The organism is Streptomyces sp. Qhu_M48, from assembly GCF_051305195.1.
Taxonomy (GTDB): Bacteria; Actinomycetota; Actinomycetes; order Streptomycetales; family Streptomycetaceae; genus Streptomyces.
This window is the reverse complement of record NZ_CP195432.1, coordinates 4,304,501-4,327,748: the sequence shown is the minus strand read 5'-3', so window position 1 is coordinate 4,327,748 and position 23,248 is coordinate 4,304,501. Positions and strand designations below refer to the sequence as shown.

The 23,248-nt window shown below is 70.9% G+C and carries 22 protein-coding genes and 3 pseudogenes; 12 read left to right on the top strand and 13 right to left on the bottom strand.

The annotated features are described in order from the left end of the window. Positions 1–133: 133 nt before the first annotated feature. Both ACRRSS_RS19745 and ACRRSS_RS19740 read right to left on the bottom strand, forming a co-directional pair. Positions 134–958: a class I SAM-dependent methyltransferase gene (locus tag ACRRSS_RS19745; RefSeq protein ID WP_435972429.1), complete on the bottom strand. Its 825-nt coding sequence runs from the start codon at positions 956–958 to the stop codon at positions 134–136. A 273-nt stretch (positions 959–1,231) separates the two neighbouring features. Continuing rightward, positions 1,232–1,493, bottom strand: a pseudogene (locus tag ACRRSS_RS19740) (RidA family protein); the annotation flags it as partial. 1 nt (position 1,494) lies between these two features. Between ACRRSS_RS19740 and ACRRSS_RS19735 the strand changes: the two are divergent. The 4 genes and pseudogenes from ACRRSS_RS19735 to ACRRSS_RS19720 all read left to right on the top strand — a co-directional run. Further along, positions 1,495–1,689, top strand: a pseudogene (locus ACRRSS_RS19735) (winged helix-turn-helix transcriptional regulator); the annotation flags it as partial. Between the two features lie 392 nt (positions 1,690–2,081). Next, complete coding sequence (locus tag ACRRSS_RS19730) at positions 2,082–2,945, top strand: alpha/beta hydrolase (protein WP_435972428.1); 864 nt, start codon at positions 2,082–2,084, stop codon at positions 2,943–2,945. A gap of 110 nt (positions 2,946–3,055) precedes the next feature. Beyond that, positions 3,056–3,304: a helix-turn-helix transcriptional regulator gene (locus ACRRSS_RS19725; RefSeq protein ID WP_435972427.1), complete on the top strand. Its 249-nt coding sequence runs from the start codon at positions 3,056–3,058 to the stop codon at positions 3,302–3,304. Next, positions 3,301–3,816 (top strand): hypothetical protein, encoded by a 516-nt coding sequence (locus tag ACRRSS_RS19720; RefSeq protein ID WP_435972426.1) that lies wholly within the window; start codon positions 3,301–3,303, stop codon positions 3,814–3,816. The genes ACRRSS_RS19725 and ACRRSS_RS19720 overlap by 4 nt, the downstream gene beginning before the upstream one ends. A 136-nt stretch (positions 3,817–3,952) precedes the next feature. Here ACRRSS_RS19720 and ACRRSS_RS19715 read toward each other — a convergent pair whose 3' ends face one another. From ACRRSS_RS19715 to ACRRSS_RS19705, 3 genes are all read right to left on the bottom strand, one after another. Next, positions 3,953–4,576, bottom strand: coding sequence for a phosphoribosylanthranilate isomerase (locus ACRRSS_RS19715; protein WP_435972425.1), 624 nt, complete (start codon positions 4,574–4,576; stop codon positions 3,953–3,955). A gap of 147 nt (positions 4,577–4,723) precedes the next feature. Then, positions 4,724–5,281, bottom strand: coding sequence for a DUF3291 domain-containing protein (locus tag ACRRSS_RS19710; protein WP_435972424.1), 558 nt, complete (start codon positions 5,279–5,281; stop codon positions 4,724–4,726). Between the two features lie 576 nt (positions 5,282–5,857). Further along, positions 5,858–6,409 carry a DinB family protein gene (locus ACRRSS_RS19705; RefSeq protein WP_435972423.1) on the bottom strand — a complete coding sequence of 184 codons (552 nt, stop codon included), beginning with the start codon at positions 6,407–6,409 and terminating at the stop codon, positions 5,858–5,860. 649 nt (positions 6,410–7,058) lie between these two features. Between ACRRSS_RS19705 and ACRRSS_RS19700 the strand changes: the two genes are divergently transcribed. From ACRRSS_RS19700 to ACRRSS_RS19685, 4 genes are all read left to right on the top strand, one after another. Then, positions 7,059–8,579, top strand: a complete 1,521-nt coding sequence (locus tag ACRRSS_RS19700) for a catalase (protein ID WP_435972422.1) — start codon at positions 7,059–7,061, stop codon at positions 8,577–8,579. 271 nt (positions 8,580–8,850) lie between these two features. Then, positions 8,851–9,408, top strand: a complete 558-nt coding sequence (locus ACRRSS_RS19695) for a PadR family transcriptional regulator (protein ID WP_435972421.1) — start codon at positions 8,851–8,853, stop codon at positions 9,406–9,408. 157 nt (positions 9,409–9,565) lie between these two features. Further along, positions 9,566–11,290 (top strand): acyl-CoA dehydrogenase family protein, encoded by a 1,725-nt coding sequence (locus ACRRSS_RS19690; protein WP_435972420.1) that lies wholly within the window; start codon positions 9,566–9,568, stop codon positions 11,288–11,290. 315 nt (positions 11,291–11,605) lie between these two features. After that, positions 11,606–12,619 (top strand): hypothetical protein, encoded by a 1,014-nt coding sequence (locus ACRRSS_RS19685; RefSeq protein WP_435972419.1) that lies wholly within the window; start codon positions 11,606–11,608, stop codon positions 12,617–12,619. 94 nt (positions 12,620–12,713) lie between these two features. On the opposite strand, the gene ACRRSS_RS19680 is transcribed toward ACRRSS_RS19685, so the two are convergent. Then, positions 12,714–13,754 (bottom strand): VWA domain-containing protein, encoded by a 1,041-nt coding sequence (locus ACRRSS_RS19680; protein ID WP_435972418.1) that lies wholly within the window; start codon positions 13,752–13,754, stop codon positions 12,714–12,716. A 197-nt stretch (positions 13,755–13,951) separates the two neighbouring features. Here ACRRSS_RS19680 and ACRRSS_RS19675 point away from each other — a divergent pair, with 197 nt between their 5' ends. Then, positions 13,952–14,200, top strand: a complete 249-nt coding sequence (locus tag ACRRSS_RS19675) for a hypothetical protein (protein ID WP_435972417.1) — start codon at positions 13,952–13,954, stop codon at positions 14,198–14,200. 230 nt (positions 14,201–14,430) lie between these two features. On the opposite strand, the gene ACRRSS_RS19670 is transcribed toward ACRRSS_RS19675, so the two are convergent. Next, the gene (locus ACRRSS_RS19670; protein ID WP_435972416.1) at positions 14,431–15,159 is read right to left on the bottom strand and encodes a hypothetical protein; all 729 of its coding nucleotides are present in this window, start codon (positions 15,157–15,159) and stop codon (positions 14,431–14,433) included. A gap of 134 nt (positions 15,160–15,293) precedes the next feature. On the opposite strand from ACRRSS_RS19670, the gene ACRRSS_RS19665 reads away from it, so the two are divergent. The 3 genes from ACRRSS_RS19665 (at position 15,294) to ACRRSS_RS19655 (ending at position 18,153) form a co-directional block, all read left to right on the top strand. Then, positions 15,294–15,881, top strand: coding sequence for a hypothetical protein (locus ACRRSS_RS19665; RefSeq protein ID WP_435972415.1), 588 nt, complete (start codon positions 15,294–15,296; stop codon positions 15,879–15,881). A 215-nt stretch (positions 15,882–16,096) separates the two neighbouring features. Next, positions 16,097–17,287: a serine hydrolase domain-containing protein gene (locus tag ACRRSS_RS19660; protein WP_435972414.1), complete on the top strand. Its 1,191-nt coding sequence runs from the start codon at positions 16,097–16,099 to the stop codon at positions 17,285–17,287. Between the two features lie 140 nt (positions 17,288–17,427). Next, a complete protein-coding gene (locus ACRRSS_RS19655) occupies positions 17,428–18,153 on the top strand; it encodes a dienelactone hydrolase family protein (RefSeq protein WP_435972413.1) in 726 nt (241 codons plus the stop codon). Positions 18,154–18,295: 142 nt separating this feature from the next. On the opposite strand, the gene ACRRSS_RS19650 is transcribed toward ACRRSS_RS19655, so the two are convergent. The 6 genes and pseudogenes from ACRRSS_RS19650 to ACRRSS_RS19625 all read right to left on the bottom strand — a co-directional run bounded on the left by ACRRSS_RS19650 (position 18,296) and on the right by ACRRSS_RS19625 (position 23,248). After that, complete coding sequence (locus tag ACRRSS_RS19650; RefSeq protein ID WP_435975380.1) at positions 18,296–19,018, bottom strand: esterase/lipase family protein; 723 nt, start codon at positions 19,016–19,018, stop codon at positions 18,296–18,298. A gap of 521 nt (positions 19,019–19,539) precedes the next feature. Next, positions 19,540–19,627: pseudogene (locus tag ACRRSS_RS19645) on the bottom strand. A 36-nt stretch (positions 19,628–19,663) separates the two neighbouring features. Further along, complete coding sequence (locus tag ACRRSS_RS19640; protein WP_435972412.1) at positions 19,664–20,398, bottom strand: DUF7873 family protein; 735 nt, start codon at positions 20,396–20,398, stop codon at positions 19,664–19,666. Between the two features lie 81 nt (positions 20,399–20,479). Beyond that, a complete protein-coding gene (locus ACRRSS_RS19635) occupies positions 20,480–21,985 on the bottom strand; it encodes a cryptochrome/photolyase family protein (protein WP_435972411.1) in 1,506 nt (501 codons plus the stop codon). Positions 21,986–22,046: 61 nt separating this feature from the next. Beyond that, the gene (locus tag ACRRSS_RS19630; RefSeq protein WP_435972410.1) at positions 22,047–22,469 is read right to left on the bottom strand and encodes a DUF427 domain-containing protein; all 423 of its coding nucleotides are present in this window, start codon (positions 22,467–22,469) and stop codon (positions 22,047–22,049) included. Positions 22,470–22,519: 50 nt separating this feature from the next. Continuing rightward, complete coding sequence (locus tag ACRRSS_RS19625; protein ID WP_435972409.1) at positions 22,520–23,248, bottom strand: SDR family NAD(P)-dependent oxidoreductase; 729 nt, start codon at positions 23,246–23,248, stop codon at positions 22,520–22,522.

Here is a 23,248-nt window from a genome sequence, read left to right as displayed (position 1 = left end):
CCGCTCACATGGACAGATTTTGGCCACGGCCGGTTCCCCGCGAAAGGGGGCGACTTGACCCACAGGTGACGGTGAGCAGGGTGGGGCACAGGCACCGAAAAGAGGGATCAGAGGTACGAGGGCGGGGCAGGCGTCACGCGCCCTCCCCGGGTCTCCACCCCCAGGCGGTGAGCATGCCGGCCGACAGGGAGGCGCACGCGTCGGAGTCCAGGTACCGGATCGCCGCGTCGACGCCCGCGTCGTCGACCAGACCGGTCCCGCGCATCGCCGCCCTGCTCCGCTCCCACGTGTCCGCCCAGAAGCGGCTGAGCGGGCTGCCGGGCACGAGTGGCGGTACATGGATCTCGGCGGCGACGGGCACGAGCCCCGCCCCACGCAGCAGTTGCGGGTACGAGGGCACCCAGGAGACGTCGGTGCCGATGGTGTCCCGCAGCCCCTGCCACATCGCCCGCATCGCCAGGGTGTACGGCGTCGTGGGCGCCCGGTCGCCGGTCAGGTCGACCGCGTCGCTGAGCACGAGCACCCCGCCGGGCGCCACGAGTTCGGCGAGGCGGGCGATGACGCGCTCGTGCTCGGGCAGGTGCATCAGCACGAAGCGCGCGTGGACGAGCCGGAACCGGCCGGGAGCGAAGTCCGGGGCGGTGGCGTCGGCCTCCAGCAGGTCGAGCCCCGCCACGGGCCGCTCGCCGAGGAAACGTACGTCGCGGTCCACGGCGAGCACACTCTCCACCCGTGTCTCGTCGAGCAGCCGGCGCGAAACCGTCCCCGTCCCGGCGCCCACGTCGAGGCACCGCCACCCCGGTCCGACGCCCAGCGCCCGCAGCCGAGCCATGGTGATGTCGTCGTAGGCGAGGGCGCCGAAGTCGATGCGCTCGCCCTCGCCCGCCTGCTCGGGCCGGAACACGGCCTCGCCGTAGCGGCCGCCGCCCGGCGCACCCTCGTGTGGCGACGCGTTCACAGCGCCGCCGTGGTCACGCGGTGGGCACCATCCTGGAGGTGCCCCGGTGCCCGGTGGGCGAGGAGCGGGAACGGCGGACCGTCGAACGGTTGCATGGCAGTGCCTCTTCACACGAGGGGTCGGAACCGGCCGGCCCGTCCCGAGGCCGCCGCCCACCGATCCTCCACCGGGGCCCACCCGCAGGGCCGAGGCGCGCCGTGCCTCGACCCGTCGGCCCCACGGCCGGCGGCACCCGAGGGCGCCGAGGGGCGGAGCCGGATCGCAACGCTTCACTCAGTCGACGACCGCCGTGGCTTCGACCTCGACCAGGATGTCGGGTCCGGCCAGGGCGGCGACGCCCACCCCGGTGAGTGGGGCGACCGGGGTCACCCCCAGCTTCTCGGCCGCCCGGGCGACCCCGTCCAGGAAGGGGCATCTTGTCGGGGGTGAAGTCGACGAGGTACACGGTCAGTCTCACCACGTCGTCGAACGAGGCACCGACCTCGGCCAGGGCGGTACCGACGTTGAGGTAACACCGCTCGACCTGGGAGGCGAGGCTCACGCAGAACCTGCGCATGCTGGAGCGCAACGGTCTGGTCGACCGGACCGTGCACCCCACCGTGCCGCCGCGCGTCGAGTACACCCTCACCGAGCCGGGCCAGGCCCTCCGGGCGACCGTCGACGGAATGTGTGACTGGACCCATCGGTACGTCGGCCACATCGAGGCGTCCCGCCACCGCTTCGACAGCTGAGCGCGGGGGAGCGGCCGGCAGGAGGACCGGTGCTCGTCTCCTTGACCTTGACGCGACGGCAGGGATTCCGCTGGGCCTCGTGCGGATCGGAGTGACCCCCGGGGTCGCCGGGACGATCCCTCTGGAGAGGACACCGAGATGGACACCCGCACGGAGAAGAACCCGGCCCTGCCGCGAGCGGCCTACGAGGCGCTGGAAAGCGGCGGACAAGGAACGAGACCGCCGGTAGGGTCGTGACCATCATGCATACCGTCATCCACAACTGGCAGGCCGCGCGCACCCGGTCGACGCTCTGACCGCGGTGCCGACCGTCGTCGGCACCGGGGACACGACAGAACGGCATCACAGCCCAGCGTCCACCGTTTCACCTCAGGATGACGAGGATCCTCACCATGCGCGCAATCCCGCGCCCCACTTTCGTGTTCGTCCACGGCGGCTCCAGCAACGCCCGGGCCTGGGGCCCGCTGCAGAACGAACTGGCCCTGCTCGGACACCGTTCGTACGCCGTCGACCTGCCCGGCCACGGAGACCGCGCCGACGTCCCCGCCGCCTACTACCGGCAACCCCAGGACGTCACCGCCCTGGCCGCCGCCCCTTCCCCGGTGCGCGGCATCACACTGCGGCACAACGTGCGCCATGTGGTGGACATCCTGCGGCGGCTCTCCGCGTGGGGCCCGGTCGTCCTGGTCGGCAACAGCCTCGGCGGCCTGACGATCAGCGCCGTCGCCAACACCGCGCCGGACCTGCTCGACCGGGTCGTCTACCTCTCCGCGCTCTGCCTCAGCGATCCCGCCATGCTCACCGAGCCGTGGGACGTGGCCGACGACAACCTGCTGGACGCCGCCGCCGCGCGGATCACCGTGCCGGACGTACGCGATCCCGGAGTGGCCAGGCTGAACTGGCGCAGTGCCCACGCCGATCCGGCGCTGTTCGCCGAGCTGAAGGCCGCGGTCATGGCCGACTCCACCGACCACCAGTTCCGGCTGCTGCTGGACTCCCTCGACCCCGACGAGAACTACTCGGTGCTGGAGCCGGCGGCAGTGGTCAGGGCCGACGCATGGGGGCGGGTCCCGCACACCTATGTCCGGCTCTCCGAGGATCGCGGCATCACCCCCGCCGTCCAGGACCACATGATCCGCGCGGCGGACGCGCTGACCCCCCACAACCCCTTCGACGTGCATACGCTCGCCACCTCGCACACCGGTTACTTCAGCCATCCGCGCGTCTTCGCGGAACTCCTGGCCGACCTCATCTGATCCGCCCCCCATGGCCCCCGCCGCCCACCCGGAGCGACGGGGGCGTCGGCGCGTTCGACTCCACCCTCGGAATGTTGTGCTCCTACCGCCAAATGTAGTACTTCTTGTACATGAGCGAGCAGGTACACAACAGGCTGGCCGTTGTCAGGGCTGAGCGGAAGGTGTCGCGACAGGCACTGGCCGAGGCAGTGGGAGTCCACTACCAGACCATCGGCTACATCGAGCGCGGCCAGTACAACCCCAGCCTCGACCTGGCCCTGAAAGTGGCCCGGTTCTTCGGACTGCCGGTGGAGGCGCTGTTCTCCCTGGATCCGTTCCAGCCGCTCACCGACGAGGTCTACGGGAGGAAGCAGAAATGACCGCGACGCGCTACGACCGACAGATGTACGCCCTGATGAACGACCGCCGGGCGGCCGCGGCCTACGCCACTCCGGCCCGGCGCCGACTGCTGGTGACGGTGCACGTCGCCCTCACCGCCGTCGGAGCGGGCGCCTGGATCGCGACGGTCTTCGGACCCGGATACGGCCCGGCCGTCGCGATCGCCGTGGTGATGCTCCCCTGGGTCGTGCTCACCGGCATGCTCAACGGATCCACACGGGGACTGCTCGAACTGCGCGGCCGGATGCTCGACGAGCGCCAGCTCGTCGAGCGCGACCGGGTGCGCGCCCTGTCCCACCGCATCACCCTGTGGCTGCTCGTGGCGGCGGCCGCCGGTGCCGGGACCTGCAGCACGCTGACGGACGCGCCTGTCCGGGCGGCGGTGACCCCCGTCCTCGTCGGCGTGCTCGTGGTGCACTGGATCATGCCGCTGTGGGTGGCGGGACTGCGGGTCCAGGACGACCTCGCCGACGACGTCGCCGACGGGTCCTGAGGCTGCCGCCGTCGTGACCCGGCCGCCCCAGGTCAGGCGCCCCGCGAGACGCCCTGATCGTCAGGGGGGCGGCCGGGTCACGACGGCCTGGTCGCGACAGCCGGGTTCACAGCAGCTGGGTTCACGAGAGCTCGCTTCACGACAGCCCGGTCACGGTGGCTTGCTGCACGGCCGCGACGAACGCGCGAATCCGGTCGTGGTCCTTGACGCCCGGAGCGGACTCGACGCCGCTGGAGACGTCGACCCCCCAGGGGCGTGCCCGGTCGATCGCCTCGCCGACGTTCTCCGGCGAGAGTCCACCGGCAAGCATCCACGTGCCCTCGGGGCGGGCCGTTTCGAGAAGCGACAGGTCCCACCGGTCGCCGGAGCCGGCCCGAGGCGAATCGAGGAGGAGGACCTCCTCGCCGTAGGCGCCGACACGGGTGTCGGGCCCTTCGCTGAGAGAGGTGGCCCGCCACAGCCGCGGAAAGATCCGGGCCGCTGCGGCGAAGTCCTCCGCGTGGTACGCCGAACCGTGCAACTGCAGGGCGCCGAAACCGAGTTCACCGGCCATCCGGGCGGCTTCGACGGCGGGCGTGTCGTTGACCACCAGGACGGACAGCACGCTGGGCGGCACGTGAGCGGCGAGCCGTACGACCCGGTCCCGGTCGAGCCCGCGCACGCTGGTCCCACTGATCACCAGGCCGACGGCGTCCGCGCCGGCCGCGACCGTCGCATCGATGTCATCGGTCGACCCGAGCCCGCACACCTTGACGAACACTGTCTCTCCTCTACGGACCTCCGGCATGGCATCCCGAGCCTAGGCGGTCGGCTGCGTGAATCCTTCGGGGGTTGGCTGTGGAGTCCGGGCCGTGTGGTGCGGGGACACATGCCGGGGCCGGTGAGGGAGAGGCCGAAGGCTGCCTTGTCAGCGAACCCGGTCGCTCTGCGGCCCGATGCCCTTCATCCTGGCCGGGGTTCCGTCCGGCGTGAACGGGTGGTGATAGGTGAAGGCGCGCGGCGCGGCGCCGTGGTCGTGGAGGTGTTCCAGCCTGGAAACCCCGTCCTGCCAGGTGGGTATCACGCCGTCGGAGACCCACCAGAACACGTAGTTCGGGTGGGTGGACCTCTCGAACCAGTCGTACCGCCTGTTCAACGCCTCACGGTGCAGACCGGTGTAGATGGCGTCGAAGGCGGGGCGCAGGCCGGTCCAGAGCGAGAGAGTCGTGGCCAGGGCGGTGGTTTCCGCCGTGTGCCCCTTGCCGTACCAGCTGGGTACGGCGAACTCTCCCCACGCGCCCCAGTCCGCCTCGAAGAACGCGCCCCGGTCACCGTCGGCCGCCTCGGCACGGGCGAGGTATCCGGGATGCTGACCGATCTTCCGGTAGACGGCCTCACCGATCTCGTAGAACTCGCGCGTGAGGGGTGTGGGATGGGCGAGAGGTGACTTGAGGACGCCGAAGGTGTACAGCGCAAGACGGGGCATTCGTCTCTCCCTGGTCGGGTGCCTGATGTGGATCGGTTCGGCGCCTCCGCACGGGGGCGAGGGTTCGTGGGGCGTGACCGACCCGTCCCGTCGTGGGTGGCCCGGCCGCAGGGAACTCCTGTGCGAACGTGGGCGATCGCCGAGGACCAGGTGAACGTAGCTGTCTCAGCGATCCCTGTCGAAGTTGCGTTTTCCCTGGCCAAGTGGCCTCCCGCCCTGGCCATACGGGGCCGGGGCGGGCCGGGGCGGGAGGCCATGGCGGGCCGGCGGCGGGGACCCAGAGATCCACCTCGGCCGGACGCCCGCCCCGCCATGCCCGTCCGCCCCCCTGTCCGACAGCCCCGAGTGCCACCGGAGGCGTGCGGTCGAAGAAGATCGAAGAAGATCGAAGAAGGGCGAAGAAGGGCGAAGAAGGGCGAAGAAGGGCGAAGAAGGGCGAAGAAGGGCGAAGAAGGGCGAAAAAGGGCGAAGAAGGGCGAAGGAGACGGCCCACGGCCTCGACCGCCGGCATTGCGGCGCCGCCCACCAGGCGGCGAGGGTGAGGTGGCCGAACGTCCCACCGCGACCCACCTCAGGTCACCTCGGCGGGTCCTCGCCCGTCAGGCCGTCGACGGATTCGCGGATGAGGTCGGCGTGACCGGCGTGGCGGGCGTACTCCTCGACGAGGTCCAGGAGAATGCGGCGGAGATTGGGACGTTCCCCGCTGCGGGTGGTGTACGCGCCGAGCTGGTCCAGCCCGCCCGCCCCGAGCGCCGTGTCCACGACGGCGCGGGAGCGGGCGACTGCTTCCTGCCAGAGGGCGAGCAGCTGCTCGGGGGTGTCCTCGGCAGCGGAGCGGTAGTCCCAGTCGGGAGTGCCGGCCCAGTCGACGGTGTCCCAGGGAGCGCCCACGGGAGAGCCGAGCCACAGCCGGGCGAAGTGGCTGTCCTCCACGTGCGCCAGGTGTTTGAGCAGGCCGCCCAGAGTGATCGTGGACGTGCCGAGTGTGGCCCGCAGACCGGGAGCGTCCAGGCCGGAGCACTTCCAGGCCAGCGTGGCCCGCTGGCGTTCGAGGGCCCCGAGGACGGCCTCCGCCTCGGTGCCGGCGAGTGGAGGTTCCGGCCATGTCCCGGCTGCGATCTCAGTCATGGCCGCTGACCTTAGCGAAGGGGTCCGACAGTGCGGGCCCGGCGGCCCACCGAGTGCGCCCTCGCCCCCGTGACGTCGTGCACCGGGCGGCCACGGGGGAACCGTACCCACGCGTGCTCGACCCCGCCCGGCAGCGGCGGTGTCACCCGGTCAGGGGAACCGGCGCCGGGCGGCCCGGCTTAGTGAGCGCGCGGAGGAGCTCCGTCCGCGCGGGGGGAGGTGCTCTTCCCCCGCAGGACGCAGGAGTGACCCGCTGGCCGCGCAAGCGTGCCGGGAGGCTGCGACCTCCGGTGGTGGCATCGCGCGGTTGGGCCCAGGCTGGGACGTGCGTGGCGGGCGCGGATGCCTCCGACGCGCGCCCGCCCGCCCCCCGAGGACCGCCCGCGCCCGCAAGGAGGCCGCCACGACCGCGCCCCCACTCGCCGCTGCCCTCCGGGGAGCAGTCGATCGCGGAGAGGACGTTTGCCGCGGCGATGGCGGGTGAGGCGACATGCCGAGACGCGCGTACTCAAGGGGAGGGCCGCTTCAACGGGATACCCCGACGCCACAAGCTCCGGTCGGCGGGCAGCAGGCCCTCCGTTCCGGGAACGTTCGACCGCCTGCGACCGCGGGGCGCGACCGCTCAGCACAAGGAAAGGCAGACCGACCGATGACCGAGAGCCGACCCGCCACCACGACCGATTCCGGCGCCCCGGTGGAGAGCGACGAACACTCACTCACCCTGGGACCGGGCGGCCCGGTCCTGTTGCAGGACGCCTACCTGATCGAGCAGATGGCACAGTTCAACCGCGAACGGATCCCCGAGCGCCAGCCGCACGCCAAGGGCAGCGGCGCGTTCGGCCGTTTCGAGGTGACCCACGACGTCAGCCGCTACACCAAGGCGGCCCTCTTCCAGCCGGGCACCAGCACCGATCTGGTCGCCCGCTTCTCGACGGTCGCGGGTGAGCGCGGCAGCCCGGACACCTGGCGCGACCCGCGCGGCTTCGCGGTGAAGTTCTACACCAGCGAAGGCAACTACGACATGGTCGGCAACAACACGCCGGTGTTCTTCATCAAGGACCCGATGAAGTTCCAGCACTTCATCCGCTCCCAGAAGCGCCGCGCGGACAACAACCTTCGCGACCACGACATGCAGTGGGACTTCTGGACCCTGTCCCCGGAGTCGGCGCACCAGGTCACCTGGCTGATGGGGGACCGCGGTATCCCGCGCTCCTGGCGCCACATGAACGGCTACACGTCCCACACCTACATGTGGATCAACGCGTCCGGCGAGCGCTTCTGGGTGAAGTACCACTTCAAGACCGACCAGGGCATCGAGTTCTTCACCCAGCACGAGGCCGACCAGATGGCCGCCGTCGACACGGATTACCACACGCGGGACCTCTTCGAGCACATCCGTGACGGCGACTTCCCGAGCTGGACGCTGCACGTGCAGGTCATGCCGTACGAGGATGCCGCGGGGTACCGGTTCAACCCGTTCGACCTGACCAAGGTGTGGCCGCACGGCGACTACCCGCTCATTCCGGTCGGCCGTATGACGCTCGACCGCAACCCCACCGACAACCACGCCGAGATCGAGCAGGCGGCCTTCCAGCCCAACAACCTGGTCCCGGGCATCGGGCCGAGCCCCGACCGGATGCTGCTGGCCCGGCTGTTCTCGTACGCGGACGCCCACCGGCACCGCATCGGCGCCAACTACCAGCAGCTCCCCGTGAACGCACCCGTCGTCGACGTCCACACGTACTCGAAGGACGGGGCGATGGCCTACCGGAAGACGACCGACCCGGTCTACGCCCCGAACTCCAAGGGCGGGCCCGCCGCCGACACCGAGCGCTACGGAACACCGCCCAGCTGGTCGGCGGACGGCGAGATCACCCGCTCGGCCTACGTGTCCCACCCGAAGGACGACGACTGGGGCCAGCCGGGCACGCTGGTTCGCGAGGTCATGGACGACGCCGCCCGGGATCGTCTGGTGGACAACGTGGTCGGCCACCTGCTCAACGGCGTCACCGAACCGGTCCTCGAGCGCGCCTTCGCGTACTGGAGGAACATCGACGCGACCATCGGCGACCGCATCGCGCAGGGTGTGCGCGAGAAGGCCGACGAGAAGGACCCCAAGGCGGCCGAACAGGGCAACCCGGCACGCCGCTCCATGCAGCAGAAGGCCTGACCGGGCGAGAACAGGCCGGGCACGGTGAGGACGGGCCCGTGCCGTGAACACTGAGGGCGACGGTCGGCCGGACCCGTACAGGGACCGGCCGGCCGTCGCCTTGCCGTTCGCCACCGCCACGCGGTCGGAGCGCGGGTGGGGCGGGGGAGGCGCCGGGGACGGGAGCGGAAGGGGATGAGGATAGGGGGACCGGGGGATTCCGGGGTGAGTCACGTCTCAACGAGACCGCTCAGCCTTGCTATGCAACTCGTTGCATAGCAGGATCGGGTGCATGGCGCTCGACCACGCGATCCTCGTGTCCCTGCTCGAGAAGCCCGGGTCCGGCTACGAGCTGGCCCGGCGCTTCGAGCGGTCCATCGGCTACTTCTGGACCGCCACCCACCAGCAGATCTACCGCGTTCTCAAGCGCATGGAGAGCGACGGCTGGGTGGACGTCCGGGACGTGCCGCAGCACGGGCGCCCGGACAAGAAGGAGTACTCCGTCGCCGGGCCGGGACGGGACGCGCTCTCCGCGTGGCTGCACGAACCGATCGAACCCGAGAGCGTGCGACACGACCTCGCGGTGAAGATCCGGGGGGCGGCCTTCGACGATCCGGCCGCGCTGATCAGCGAGGTCGAGCGGCACCGGCGGACGCACACCGAGCGCCTTGCCCACTACCTCGCGGGCAAGGCCCGGGACTTCGGGGAGCCGGCGGCGGGCGGTCCTCCGGACGCCGAGCGCGAGCTGCAGCACGTCGTGCTGCGGGGCGGCATCGCGTACGAGCGGATGATGATCGCCTGGCTGGACGACGTCCTCGCCACCCTCGACGGCTTCCGCGCCGGGCCCTGAACCGAACCGGGCCGGCGGCCACCCTCGTACGACCGCTCCCACCTGCGCCCGCCGGCACCTCGCCTCGCCCCACCCCGTAAGACCACACCCGTACGAGTGCCTCCGTACGGCACCTCCAGCATCACCACCCTCATCCCGAGCCGGAAAGGCGGACGTCATGGCCGACCCGCTGCTGTTCAACCCGCACACCTACGACCCGGTGCACTTCGACCCGGAGACCCGCCGGCTGCTGCGCGCCACGATCGACTGGTTCGAGGCGCGCGGCAAGCGCAGGATCATCGAGGACTACCGGACCCGCGCCTGGCTCGGCGACTTCCTCGCCTTCGCCGCCGAGGAAGGCCTCTTCGCCACGTTCCTGACGCCGTCCTCCGCGGCGGGCGAGGACGGCGGCGACAAGCGCTGGGACACCGCCCGCATCGCCGCCCTCAACGAGATCCTCGGTTTCTACGGGCTCGACTACTGGTACGCCTGGCAGGTCACCATCCTCGGCCTCGGCCCGGTCTGGCAGAGCGACAACGCCGCAGCCCGCGCCCGCGCGGCCGAACTCCTCGCCCAGGGAGAGGTGTTCGCGTTCGGTCTCTCCGAGAAGTCCCACGGCGCGGACATCTACTCCACCGACATGCTCCTGGAGCCCGACGGCGCGGGCGGCTTCCGGGCCACCGGTTCCAAGTACTACATCGGCAACGGCAACGCCGCCGGCCTCGTCTCCGTCTTCGGGCGCCGGACGGACGTCGAGGGCCCCGACGGGTACGTCTTCTTCGCCGCCGACAGCCGCCACTCGGCCTACCACCTCGTGAAGAACGTCGTCGACTCCTCGAAGTACGTCAGCGAGTTCCGCCTGGAGGAGTACCCGGTCGCCGCCGAGGACGTCCTGCACACCGGCCGCGCCGCCTTCGACGCAGCCCTCAACACCGTGAACGTCGGCAAGTTCAACCTGTGCACCGCCTCGATCGGCATCTGCGAGCACGCGATGTACGAGGCCGTCACGCACGCGCAGAACCGGATCCTGTACGGCCGCCCGGTCACCGCCTTCCCGCACGTGCGGCGCGAGCTCACGGACGCGTACGTCCGGCTCGTCGGCATGAAGCTGTTCAGCGACCGTGCCGTCGACTACTTCCGCACCGCCGGCCCCGACGACCGCCGTTACCTGCTCTTCAACCCGATGACGAAGATGAAGGTGACCACGGAGGGCGAGAAGGTCATCGACCTCATGTGGGACGTCATCGCCGCCAAGGGCTTCGAGAAGGACAACTACTTCGCCGAGGCGGCCGTGGAGATCCGCGGTCTGCCCAAGCTGGAGGGCACGGTCCACGTCAACCTGGCGCTGATCCTGAAGTTCATGCGCAACCACCTCCTCGACCCGGTCGCGTACGAGCCCGTCCCGACCCGTCTGGACGCGGCCGACGACACGTTCCTCTTCCGCCAGGGCCCGGCCCGGGGCCTGGGGGCGGTCCGCTTCCACGACTGGCGCGCCGCCTACGACGCGTACGCCCACCTGCCCAACGTCGCCCGCCTCCGCGAACAGGCCGACGCTCTCTGCGAGTTCGTTCTCAAGGCCGCTCCCGACGAGAAGCAGAGCCGGGACCTCGACCTCCTGCTCGCCGTCGGTCAGCTCTTCGCGCTCGTGGTCCACGGCCAGCTGGTCCTGGAGCAGGCGGCGCTGACCCTTCTCGACGAGGACGTGCTGGACGAGCTCTTCGCCGTCCTCGTGCGCGACTTCTCCGCGCACGCGGTCGAGCTGCACGGCAAGGACTCCGCGACCGAGCCGCAGCAGCACTGGGCGCTCGGCGCCGTCCGGCGCCCCGTCGTCGACGAGGCGCGGTCGGAGCGTGTCTGGCAGCGCGTCGAGGCGCTTTCGGGTGTGTACGAGATGACGCCCTGACCCGTGATGTTCTGACGCTCCGGGGGCCGTCCTGACGTCCCGAGCCGCTGCCTCCCCGGGTCCGGACCCGTGTCCGGGTCCGGACCCGGGAAGGCGGAAGGCCGGGGGGGGGGTACGGGGCCTGTGGTCGACGGAACAGCAGGGATATCGGTCCACAGGGCAACCATGTGGGGGAGGTGTGAGTCTCCTTGGCGATCACATAGTGATCGCGTCTACGAGGAGATCATCATTACCGTCATACGCAAGACCCTGACCGCCACCGCTGTCGTCGGTGCTGTCCTGGTGGGCTCGGCCGCCTGCGGCACGGTCGAGCAGTTGTCTGCCGGGAAGAAGCTGGACCAGGCCTTCGAGAAGCTGGGCAAGGAGAAGTCGATCTCCTTCGAGCTGGACCTGGACGTCGACGCCGAGACCATCAAGCAGATGGACGCCGGGTCGGACCCGGCACCGGGCGAGGAGATCCCCGCCGAGGCCGCCGAGCTGATCAGCGGTGTGAAGGTCAGCGTCACGGTGGAGTCGAAGAAGCCGATCGACGAGTCCGAGGAGAAGGACCTCGTCGGCATGGCCATGAAGGTCAGCAGCCCCGACGGTGACCTCGTCGAGTACCGGGTCGTCGGTGACCACACGTACATCCGCTCCGACGTCGAGGCCCTCACCAAGGCGATGGGCTCTCCCATGCCGCCCGCCGACGAGCTGCCCCCGGAGGCCGCGGGCCTGAAGAAGGTGCTGGAGGGCGAGTGGGTCAAGTTCAGCACCGAGGAGATGAAGAAGGCCGGCCAGGAGATGGGCCAGGAGCCCGGCGCCAAGCCGTCTCCGGAGCCCTCGCTGGACCCCAAGACCCAGAAGAAGCTCCTGGAGGCCCTTCGCGAGGTCATCGCCCGTGAGGTCGACTTCACGACCGCCGGGGGCAAGGACGGCACCGAGCACATCACCGCCACGGCCCCGTTCCGCACGCTCGTCGCCGAGCTGATCGGCGAGGTCCGTCCGCTCACGAAGGACCTGCCCCCGGGCATGGACCTGCCGTCGGACAAGGATCTGAAGGAGATCCCCGACACCAAGGTCTCGGCCGACTTCACGCTGAAGAACGGTGAGCTGACCGAGGTGTACGTCGACCTCGCCAAGCTGGCGGAGAACGCGAAGGTCAAGAAGTTCGGCCTGGTGCTGAAGATGAGCGGGGGCACCAAGCCCACCGCGCCGGCCGGAGCCACCGAGCTGAACGTGGAAGAGCTCATGGGCGGCCTGTTCGGCGCCATGATGCCGGAAGAGGGCTTCGACGAGGGCACCCTCCCCGGCGAAGGCACCGAGGAAGGCTTCACCGAGAGCGCCGCGTAGCCACCCACCGGACCGGGGCGGCGCTTTCTCTCGCGCGCGCCCCGGGACCCGGAACGGAGCAGGGCGACGTAACGGCACGGGAGGCTCGGCGGGGTCAGAACATGAGCAGGAGCCGCGTCTGCGGTACGAGCTTGCGGTTCACGCTGGTGCTCTGCACGAAGATCGTGAAATCGTCGTTGTGGTCCGGCTTGACGCGAACCTCCACGTCCGGCAGGCCGAGCAGCGCTCGCGCCTCCGGGCCGGTGTACACCCGGTCCGTCTTCTTCTCCAGTACAGCGATCTGCTTGCGCGCCTGGATCTTCTCCGACTTGCTCAGCTGGTAGAACGCGCCCCCCGTGCGGTACGTGTGGCCGGATTCGACGACCCACTCCCGGATCGCGGCGTCGCGGGCCACGGGGATCAGCTGGTACCGCGACTGGTCCACCGGGGTGAGACCGGCTGCCTTGACGGTGTCCTTGTTGACCGCCTCCGCACCGGCGGAGAACACCGTCCTCGACCCCCGGATGCCCTTGGCGCGGCCGATCATGAACTTCTCGGTGGCCTCCTGGATGACCTGGCCGGCCTCCTCCAGACCCTGCGTGCTCGTGGCGTCCCAGATGGCGACGTTGTCCTTCGGGAATCCGCACTGCACGGCCTCGCGCTTGCCCATCTGGTCCGGCACCAGCACGGCCAGCGTCCAGTTGTCGCCCTGCGTCTCGATCATCTCGGCCACGGCCTTCACCAGCTCACCCGGGTCCCTGGAGGGCGCGCCGGGGCAGCGGTGGCTGGCGTTCTCCTGACCGTCGGTCAGGACGAACGTCAGGAAGCTGTGGTCGCCGTAGAGCTGGGCCGTCTGCGCCAGCTCCCGCTGCGACTTCAGCGCGGCCGCCAGCAGGGCGGTCATCCCGCCGACCCGGTACAGCTGCTTGAGCGACGGCATCCGCAGCACGTCCTTGTCGTAGATGACGCACTGCACCTCGTCCGCGAAGACGTAGACCGTGACGCGGGTCTCCTGGTCGAGCTCCCGCGACCTGCGGGCGAGGTACGCGATCTGCTGGTCGGCGACCTCGACGACCTTGCGGCTCAGCCGCGACATGGACGAACTGGCGTCCAGGACGAGAGCGACGTGGTTGATGTAGTTCTGGGTTCCGGACAAGACAGGCTCCCCCTCATTCCGACTGATGCGTCTACCGTCTCACCCACCACTGACAATCGATCTTGGCCGCTGCGCCGGCGGAGGCGCTGCTCCCCAGGGCGAAACCGCCGGGGGACTGCCGCCGACGGTGCCGCGCGCGGCCGTTCGTGGTGCCTACGCTCCTGACTCCCCATCACCGAGAGACAGAGGAGCACACCATGGAGAACCCGACCCGCAGGACCCTCGCCGCCGGAGCCGCCGCGCTGGTGACCGTGGGCCTGGTGGCCGCGGTCGCCGGTACGGCGAGCGACGCCGTACCGGCCACGTCGGAGCGGATCACGACGGTGGCCCAGCTGAAGGAGAGCATCGGAACCGCCGCCGAGTTGGAGCGGCAGAACGGGGCGGCCGACGTCGGAGGCTCCACCGGCGGACAGGTGACGCGACTCGGCTCCCGCACCGCCTGCTGAGGCAGAGGACGGACCCGTCGCGGGCGACGACGGGGCCGAGCGGATCCGGTGTCCCAGCAGGGGACGCGCACCTGCCGACCCCGTCGTCCTGGGCGTGCGCCCCCGGCGTCGTACGCCCAGGAGGCCGTACGGCGCCGGGCGCGTGAGCCGTACCCCGGCGCGGCGACGGGAGCGGGATCCGGATGGTGACCCGACCCGAAGATCCGCCGCACTCGACGCGCCTCCGCTCCTCAGCCGACCCTGTCGTCGGGCGCCACCGGGTACGCCTCCAGATCCGAAGCGGCCAGGAGGTCGGAGATCAGCTCATGGGACCCGCCGATGTAGGTGCTGACCAGATCCACGTCGCCGCCCAGGCACCAGGCGCGGTCCTCCGGCCACCAGAGGTCGGGCAGGTCGGCGAACTCGTCCAGGGACACCGGCGAGACGGCGTCGGCCAGTGTCCCGCCGAGCAGTACCTCATCCCGCTCGGGGGTGGAGAAGGAGGGAACCGAGTCGAAGTCCCACCGGCCGTAGCCGTTCCACAGACCGAACCAGCAGCGCTCCGGGGTACGCGTGTGCCGGGCCAGGACAGGGATCAGTGCCCGGGCGACATCGGGTGGGGGCGGACCCTCCGCCGGATGCTCGTCCCAGACGCCGGGCAAGCCGTACTCGGAGAGGTTCTGGTAGTAGGAGTCCGCCCCGATCAGCTCGTGCCAGTGGGTGACCGGCGCCACCGAGCGCCCGTATGCGGCGGCCACCGCGGCCCAACGCACGGGTTGTTCGCTCAGCGAAGCCGGATGCAGCACCCGGGCGTACGCGGCGAATCCGGGCGCGCCGACGCCCGCCACCGTCCCGAAGGCGCCGTACCCGGGGGCGCGTCTCGTGAGCCATTCCGCCGGGCCGAGATCCTCGGTCCGTACGTGCAGTCGTCCGTACCACTCAGGAGCGGGGTCCCGGTCCACCGGGGGATAGTTGTCCACCCCGCACAGTCTGCCTGGAACCCGTGCCGACCTGCCCGTGGTCACCCGTCCGGGCCCGGCCGCGGGACGGATGAGCCGGGTGGGGGAAGGGCTACAGGCGCATCCGAACCCCGCTGTCGTCGAGGAGCCCCCGCATGCCCCACCTGCTCGCCGTGACCGCCCTGACCGTCGCCGCCACCCTCGCCCTGACCCCGACCGTCGCCACTCCCGCTCCACTCCCCGTTCCCGGCCCCGGCCCCGGCCCCGGTAGAGCGGCGGCGGACAAGGCAGTCGCCTATCAGGCCACGGCCCCCTACCAACGGCATGTGAAGGGCGTGCGGGCCGGCTACAAGCCCGACCAGTACTGCGTCTTCGACCGGACCGGCGGCACGGGCGCGCTCGGCTACCCGCACTTCAACCATGCCTACGACAACTCGACGGACCCGGCGAAGCCCACCGCGCTCTACTACGAGGACGACGGCAGAGGCGGCAAGCGTCTCGTCGGCGTTCAGTGGCTGGTCCACGACCGCGACCAGAACCCGAGGACGGACGAGGACCGGCCGAGCATGTTCGGGATGCCCTTCAAAGGCCCCCAGCGCGGCAACTTCCCCGGCCAGCCCGTCCACTACGCCTTGCACCTGTGGCTGTGGAAGAAGAACCCCAAGGGCCAGTTCGCCACCTACAACCCGGCGGTCACCTGCCTGCCCGGCACCACGCGCCCACAACCCCGCCCGGCGCCCTGACCCACGACGCCCCGAACTCCGGAGCTCGTGAGGCGACGCGGTCCCGGCCTCCGGCCGTCCGGACCACGGGCTCGGCCCCACTCCGACCCTGGCCCGCCGTGTCTGGGCCGGATGGAGCATCGCGGACAGGCAGCCACCGCCGGTCCGTCCGATGCTGGGGCCGACCCACCGAACCGGGCCCGCACCCGCCCCCGACTCACCGTGAAGGAGCCCTCGTGCCGCCACGCTCTGGAGTCCGTTCCCGCTCGCGTGTCCCCCTGCGCCTGACCGTCACCACCCTGGCCGCGTCCGCCGCGCTGGCCGCCCTGGTCCAGCCCGTACAGGCCACGGCCACACCGCCGTCCCCCGACAGGGCCCTGCAGCGGCAACTGGACGGCCTCGTCCGTACCCCCGGAGGTCCGCCCGGAGTCATCGCGCTGCTGCGGCAGGGCGACCGGACGTCGGTCCACCGTGCGGGCGTCGCCGACACGAGGACCGGCCGCCCGCCCCGTACGACCGACCACATGCGGATCGCGAGCGTCGCCAAGGCCTTCAGCGGGGCGGTCGCCCTGCGCCTGGTGGACCGGGACAGGCTGGAGCTCGACGACACGATCGGCAAGCTCCTGCCGTCGCTGCCCACCGCGTGGCACCGGGTGACGCTCCGCCAGCTCCTGAACCACACCAGCGGACTGCCCGACTTCTCGACCGCGCCGGCGTTCATCGACATCCTGCGGGAAGACCCCAGGCACCACTTCGACTCCCGCCGACTCCTCGACTTCGTCGCCGACGAGGGCCTGCTGTTCCCGGCCGGATCGAAGTACCAGTACTCGAACTCCGACAACATCGCCGTCGCGCTGATGGCCGAGGCCGTCACGGGAGAGCCGTACGAGCGGCTGCTCGCCCAGCTCGTGTACCGGCCCCTCGACCTGCGGCAGACCAGCCTGCCCCAGGGCTACCGGCTGCCGAGGCCGTACCTGCACGGCTACGACGTGACACCGCCCGCCCCGCCCGAGGACATCAGCGAGGTGCTGAGCGCGTCGGGTGTCTGGGCCTCCGGCGGAATCGTCTCGACGCCGAAGGACCTCAACGCCTTCGTCCGCGCCTGGGCCGGCGGACGCGACTTCCTTTCGGAGCAGACCCGCCGCCAGCAGCGGACCTTCATCCCCGGAGCCGCCTCGGAGCCCGCCGGTCCCGGTGTCAACGCCGGCGGACTGGCGATCTTCCGTTACACGACCCGGTGCGGCACGGTCTACGGCCACACCGGCAACTTCCCGGGCTACACCCAGCTCGCGGTGGGCACGGCGGACGGCAAGCGCTCCCTCACCTTCTCGATCAACACCCAGACCAGCAAGAGCCTCAAGCCGGAACTCCTGGCCAAGGTCCGCGCCGTCCAGGAGGACTTCGTCTGCGCCCTCCTGCGGCGCTGACCCCGCCCCGCCGACCGACGACGAGCGCTCCTGACCCGGCGGCCGCGCCCTCGACGCCCACCCACGGGCACGCACCGCGCTCTTCCGCCGACGGCGAAGAGCGGTCCGACAGGGCGCGGAGGTCTCTACCGTCGGGTCCCATGACGACAGTCACCACGCACACGGTCGAGTACCCGGCCGACGGCCTCACGATGATCGGGCACCTCGCACTCCCCGCCGGCGCCGGCCGCCGCCCCGCCGTCCTGATCGGGCCCGAAGGGCCGGGTCTGAACGACTTCCAGCGCCGCCGGGCCGACGCGCTGGCCGAACTGGGCTACGTGGCACTGGCCTTCGACCTCCACGGCGGACGCTGGTTCACGGACCCGCAGGAGATGCTGGCGCGCGTGACCCCCCTGCTCGCCGATCCCGACCGGATGCGGGGCATCGGCCACGCGGCGCTCGACGTGCTGCGCGCCGAACCACGCACCGACCCGGACCGGATCGCCGCCATCGGCTACGGCACCGGGGGAGCCATCGCGCTGGAACTCGGGCGGGACGGCGTCGACCTCCGCGTGATCGGGACGGTCAACGCCCTGACCACGGGCCGACCGGGCGAGGCGGCCCGGATACGCTGCCCGGTGTGGGCCGGGGTCGGCTCGGAGGACCCGATCATGCCGCCCGCGCAACGGGACGCGTTCGCCGCCGAGATGCAGACGGCGGGCGTCGACTGGCGGCTCGTGGTGTACGGCGGAGCCCAGCACGCCTTCCACCACCCGCCGGTCGACCAGACCGTGCTCCCCGGCGTCGGCCACCACCCGCTGCACGCACAGCGAGCCTGGCGCGACATCGTCGGCCTGCTCGCCGAGTGCCTGCCCGTCACGGAGTGACGCGGCCCGCCTCAGCGTGTCACGGACCCGTCCGCCCTGGTCAGAGCCGGGTCGCCTCGATGCCGTCCGTCTCGGGCGTCCGGATGTCCATGACGACGATGTCCGCCCGGTCGGCCCGTGCCATCTGCCGGCGGGTGCCGGCTCACGCGTCCATGAGCACAGAGGCCGTCGCGGACACGACCGAGGAGCGGAGGAAGGCCCGCACGCCCTGCGAGACCGCGTCGTCGCCGAGGAGTTCGTTGTGGTCCAGGCAGCCGGCGGCGTTGTTGGTCGCGCCGGTCAGGGGCACGCTGCCGTCCGGGTTGATGACCTCGTCGCAGTTCGACCACCAGGTGGCGTAGAGCACGCTCCCGGGAGTCTCGTCGCCCGCCGCGAGACCCTTCTGGACGTAGGAGCCCGGGGTCATGTCGCGGCACGCCTGGTCCCACAGGGCGCAGGCCCACGCGGTGCCGGTCCCGTGGTTGGGGCCGGCGAGGGAGACCCAGTGGGCGACCGATGCCTGGCCTACGGCGTCGAACTTCACGTACCAGCGGGTGACGAGGCTGCCGAAGGAGTGGGCGACGAGATCGACGCGGTCGGCGCCGGTCCGCCGCTTCACGCCCTCGACGTACGAGGCGAGTTCGCCGGCCAGGACCTCGTTCACGGACCGGTGCGTGTCGTAGCCGAAGGAGAAGAGCTCGGCGTCGGCGTACCCGTCGGCCTTGAAGTCCTCCCGCAGGCCGCCCCATACGCCGGGGTCGGCGTTGTAGCCGTGGACGAAGACGACAGGGGTGCGGGCGGCGGCGACGCGCGCGGGTGCCTGGGCGCCGACCGCCGAGGTCGGCAGGAGCAGGGACGCGACGGCGACGAGCAGCGGAACAGCGATCCTGGCACGGAGCCTTGAGCCGGACTTCGACACACTTCCCCCTACGACGTGTTACGCACGAGTAGTCAGGAGCATGGTGGGGCTTGACGGCGTGGATGAACAGCCCTCTGCGTCGCGAGGTTCCCACGGTGGTCGCAGGGAAGCCGTGGGAGGCGCTCCGGGCACGAGGCCGGGCGAGGCGAGGAACGGCGGGTCCGAGGAACGGCGGGTCCGGGGGGAGGAGCGGCGGGTCCGCGGGCAAAAGGAGCGGGTCCGAGGGCGTAGCCTGCCCCCGGACCCTGTCGATGCCGCTCACATCACACGCCGGCACACTTGAGGACCCGGGTCATTCGTCATTGCGTCGCGTCCTGCCTTTGGACCACCGCCGATCGAGCTCGGCGGACCAGATTCGAACTGGCATTTCGACGCACCAGGGCCCGGGCCCGGTCGATCCGGCGATGAGCGGCGCATGCTGAGTCTGGAGCAATAGTCTGAGATTGACGCGGTCTGCCTCTGCCGGGTTGGGCCATCCCGGCGAGAAGTGCCGGGAGGAGGACTCGAACCTCCACTGGAACCGCGGATGTCACGACAAGGCTCAGCTTCAGCTTTGCGCTCCTCGCGCACCCCGGCCCTGTTCTGTGGCCGGGGAGACTGTGGTGCCCCCGGCTACCCGAAGAGGTAGCCGAAGACGGCGTCGCCGACCCGCTGGTCGGAGACCTCGGCGCTGTTCGCCTCCTCACGGGCGAACTTCACCGCCTGCTGGAGCTTCTCCACCCGCTCCAGCAGTTCGTTGACCCTCCGGGCCGGCAGCGCGCCCGAGAACTTCACCGTGGTCCAGTAACCGACCGGCACGTCCTCGTAGTAGACCTCGACCTGCGCCGGGTGCTTCTCCGTCGCCTCCGCCTTGACGTGGTTGCGCGGCACCTTCTTCGTACGGAGCGTACGGACGACCTCGGTCTTCCACGCGTCGGTCGACGGGTCCTGCGTCCACGACTCCGCGGCGTCCAGCACCGGAAGCTTGCGGACGAAGGTGTTGATGTCCGTCAGCTGCTTCTCCAGGAAGAGCAGATAGGCGACGGGCACCTGCCCCACCAGGACACGTCCGTCGACCGTGACGTCGGCGCGCGCACCGCAGTTCGCCCAGTCCTTCGTGGCCGTCACATCGAAGAGCCGGGTCAGCGCGCGCGCCGTGTCGCGCAGTACGTCCTCGGCCTTCACCTGCACCAGCGTCGACTCGGGCGGCAGTTGCTCGCCCTCCTCGTCCTTCGGCTGGTACGTACGGGAGATGCCGGCGAGCAACGCGGGCTTCTGCAGGCCGTGGTGAGCCGCCGTCAGGTCCTGGTGCGCCCTGGACTTGACGCCCTTCTCCACTGCGATGATCTGATTGAGTTTCGTTGCCACGTCGCCGACCTTAGAACGCGAAGCGACATGTGATCGAACGGTTTTTCTCCGCGAGAGGTAGCGCACGCCTCCCGCACGGAGTCAGGGCGGGCCGTCACCTCGGTCGCGTTCCTGCTCCAGGAGCGCCGACAGGTCCTTGAGACGGTCCAGGCCGCCCAGCACCCGGGAAACACGCGGGTTGTGGGCGAGAGTGCCGCGGTGGCGGTCGAGGAAGTTCCAGTAGCCCGCCGTGAAGGGGCAGGCGTCGGCGCCGACACGTCGGTCCGGGCGGTACCGGCAGGGTCCGCACAGATCGCTCATGCGATCGATGTAGGCACCGCCCGACGTGTACGGCTTGCTGGTCATCCTGCCGCCGTCCGCGTACTGCGACATGCCCACGACGTTCGGCAGCATCACCCAGTCGTATCCGTCGACGAAGCAACGGTGGAACCAGTCCGTGACGGCGGCGGGGTCCCAGCCGCGCTGGAGCGCGTGGCTGCCCAGGATCATGAGCCGGGGGATGTGATGGGTCCACCCGGTGTCCCGGACCTGGCGGAGCACGGTCGCGAGGCACCGTGCGGTGACGGCGTCCGCGTCCAGGTCGTTCCACCAGTCGGGCAGGGGAGCGGTGTGACGGAGCGCGTTCGACGTCCGGTACTCCTCGCCGAAGTACCAGTACAGCTGCCAGACGTACTCGCGCCATCCGGCGATCTGCCGGACGAAGCCCTCCACCGAGTTCAGGGGCGCGTCTCCCGCCCGCCAGGCGGCCTCGGCCCGCTCCACGCACTCGGCCGGATCCAGCAGGCCCAGATTGAGCGAGGACGACAAGAGACTGTGGCTCATGGCGTCGTCGTCGGCCAGCACGGCGTCCTCGTGCGCGCCGAAACCCGCGAGGCGGTGCGTGACGAACCGGCGCAGCGCGGCCAGGGCCTCTCGACGGTCGGCGGGGAACATCCTCGGTCCGTCCCGCCCGACGAACGACACGTCCCCGTCGCGCTCCCACCGATCGAGGTCGTGTCGGACCTCGGCGTCGATGTCGTCCTCGCGCGGCCGGTACGGAGACGGTGCTCCGAGCGTCCTGGCGTCCTTCGGAGGCGGCTCCCGGTTGTCGTGGTCGAGGTTCCACCGGCCGCCCGCCGGCTCACCGCCGTCCATCAGGAGGTCGTGGTCCCGCCGCACGCGCCGGTAGAAGGACTCCAGCCGCAGCGAGTCCCCCCGGTGACCATGGGCCCAGGCCGCGAAGTCCTCATGACCGACAAGGAAGCCACGGGGAGGGAGCACGGTGACGTTGTCCAGGGACCGGACGAGGCCGAGCGCCGCCCGGGAGGTCGGGTGGCGGACGGTCACGGGTTCACTGCCGACGGCCTGCCGCAGCCCGTCCCGGTAGGTCTCGGCGCGCACATAGGTGACCCTGTCGCCGAGCTCGGCCGCACGGTGCCGCATCGCCGAGAGGACCAGGTGCGCCTTGGCCCGGTGGAAGCGTCGGCGACGGAAGACGGCACGCGACTCGATCATCACCACGGGAGCGGACCGCGCGGAGCCGTCTCCGTCCCCCGCGAGGAAGGCGGGTCCCAACTGGTCACCGAAGAGCCAGTGCGCGGAGGTCATCGACGTGCCTTCCTTCCTCGGGGGCGTCCGCGGGAGCCGGCGGACCTGCCCCTCACCCGCCTCACCAGCCCCAACTGCCCGGGCCGCCCTTGAAGGGGCCCGTGATCTCGCCGGTGATCCACCCGCCGTAGAAATCGCCCTCCTGGCCCTCGACGTCAACACCGTCCACCGAGCACAGGGCCTTGCCCGGATAGAAGGCCATGTGCCCGCGGATGGCCTCATAGGCGCCGAGCGGCCGCTCGTAGCTCCACGCGCCGGCGACCACCACCGACGATCCGACGACCAGGTCCCAGTAGCCCGCCACGCCCTTCCACTCGCAGACGGTCCTGTCCGGGTTGGGGCGCAGGAACTCCATGCGCACATCGCCGCGGGGGAAGTAGAAGACCGGAGGGTGGCTGGTCTCCAGCAGGCGGAACGCCGTGGTGGTATCGGCCACGACCACGGACCCCACCCGAACCGACAGCCGACGGTCGTCCCTCTCCATCCGAGGTGGCCGTGGATAGTCCCAGACGGACTCCGAAGGTCTCCCGCCGGTCATGCGGCCGCTCCCGATTCCGTACGAACGCTCTGTGACTCCGTGAGACACGCCTTGAGCGGCGTCATGACATGCTCTTCGACCGCACGGGCCGGATCCTGCCCCGTGGGGAGAGCCGGGGCGCGGCCGATCACCGGCCGTTCGGCGAAGCCGTTGTCGAGGTGGGGCATGCGGACGTCCAGTACGGAGATCCCGGCGTGGCGCGCCTCACGGCCGACGACGGTCAGCCAGGTGGCCAGAGCCGCCTTGCCCGCCGCGTAGTCCGCTGTCCCGATCATGGGCCGGTCGACGATGGCGCCGGTGACGACGCAGACCGCGCTGCCCTCGGACAGGACACGCAGGGCACCGCGGACCACGGCCATGGGTGCCTGGGCGTTCACCGTCATCAGATGCTCCGCGACCGCTTCCGGCACATCCCGTGCCGGGCCGAACCCCGCGGCCCCCACGGCGACGACCACCACGTCGAGGCCGCCGAGGGCCTCGTGTGCCCACGGCGCCAGACCTGCGCAGACGGCCAGGTCGTACGCTTCGAACCCGCGGTACGGGCAGCCGCCCAGGCCCTCCGCCCGTCGAGCGAGCCGCCCGCGATCGCGTCCGGCCAGTGCCGTGGAGGCGCCGAGTCGCACGAGTGCCTCGGCGGTCAGCCCCCCGACGCTTCCCGTGGCACCCACGACCAGCGCCCGCTTTCCGCTGTCGCCGACCATGGCGGTCTCCTCGCTCGTCGCCAC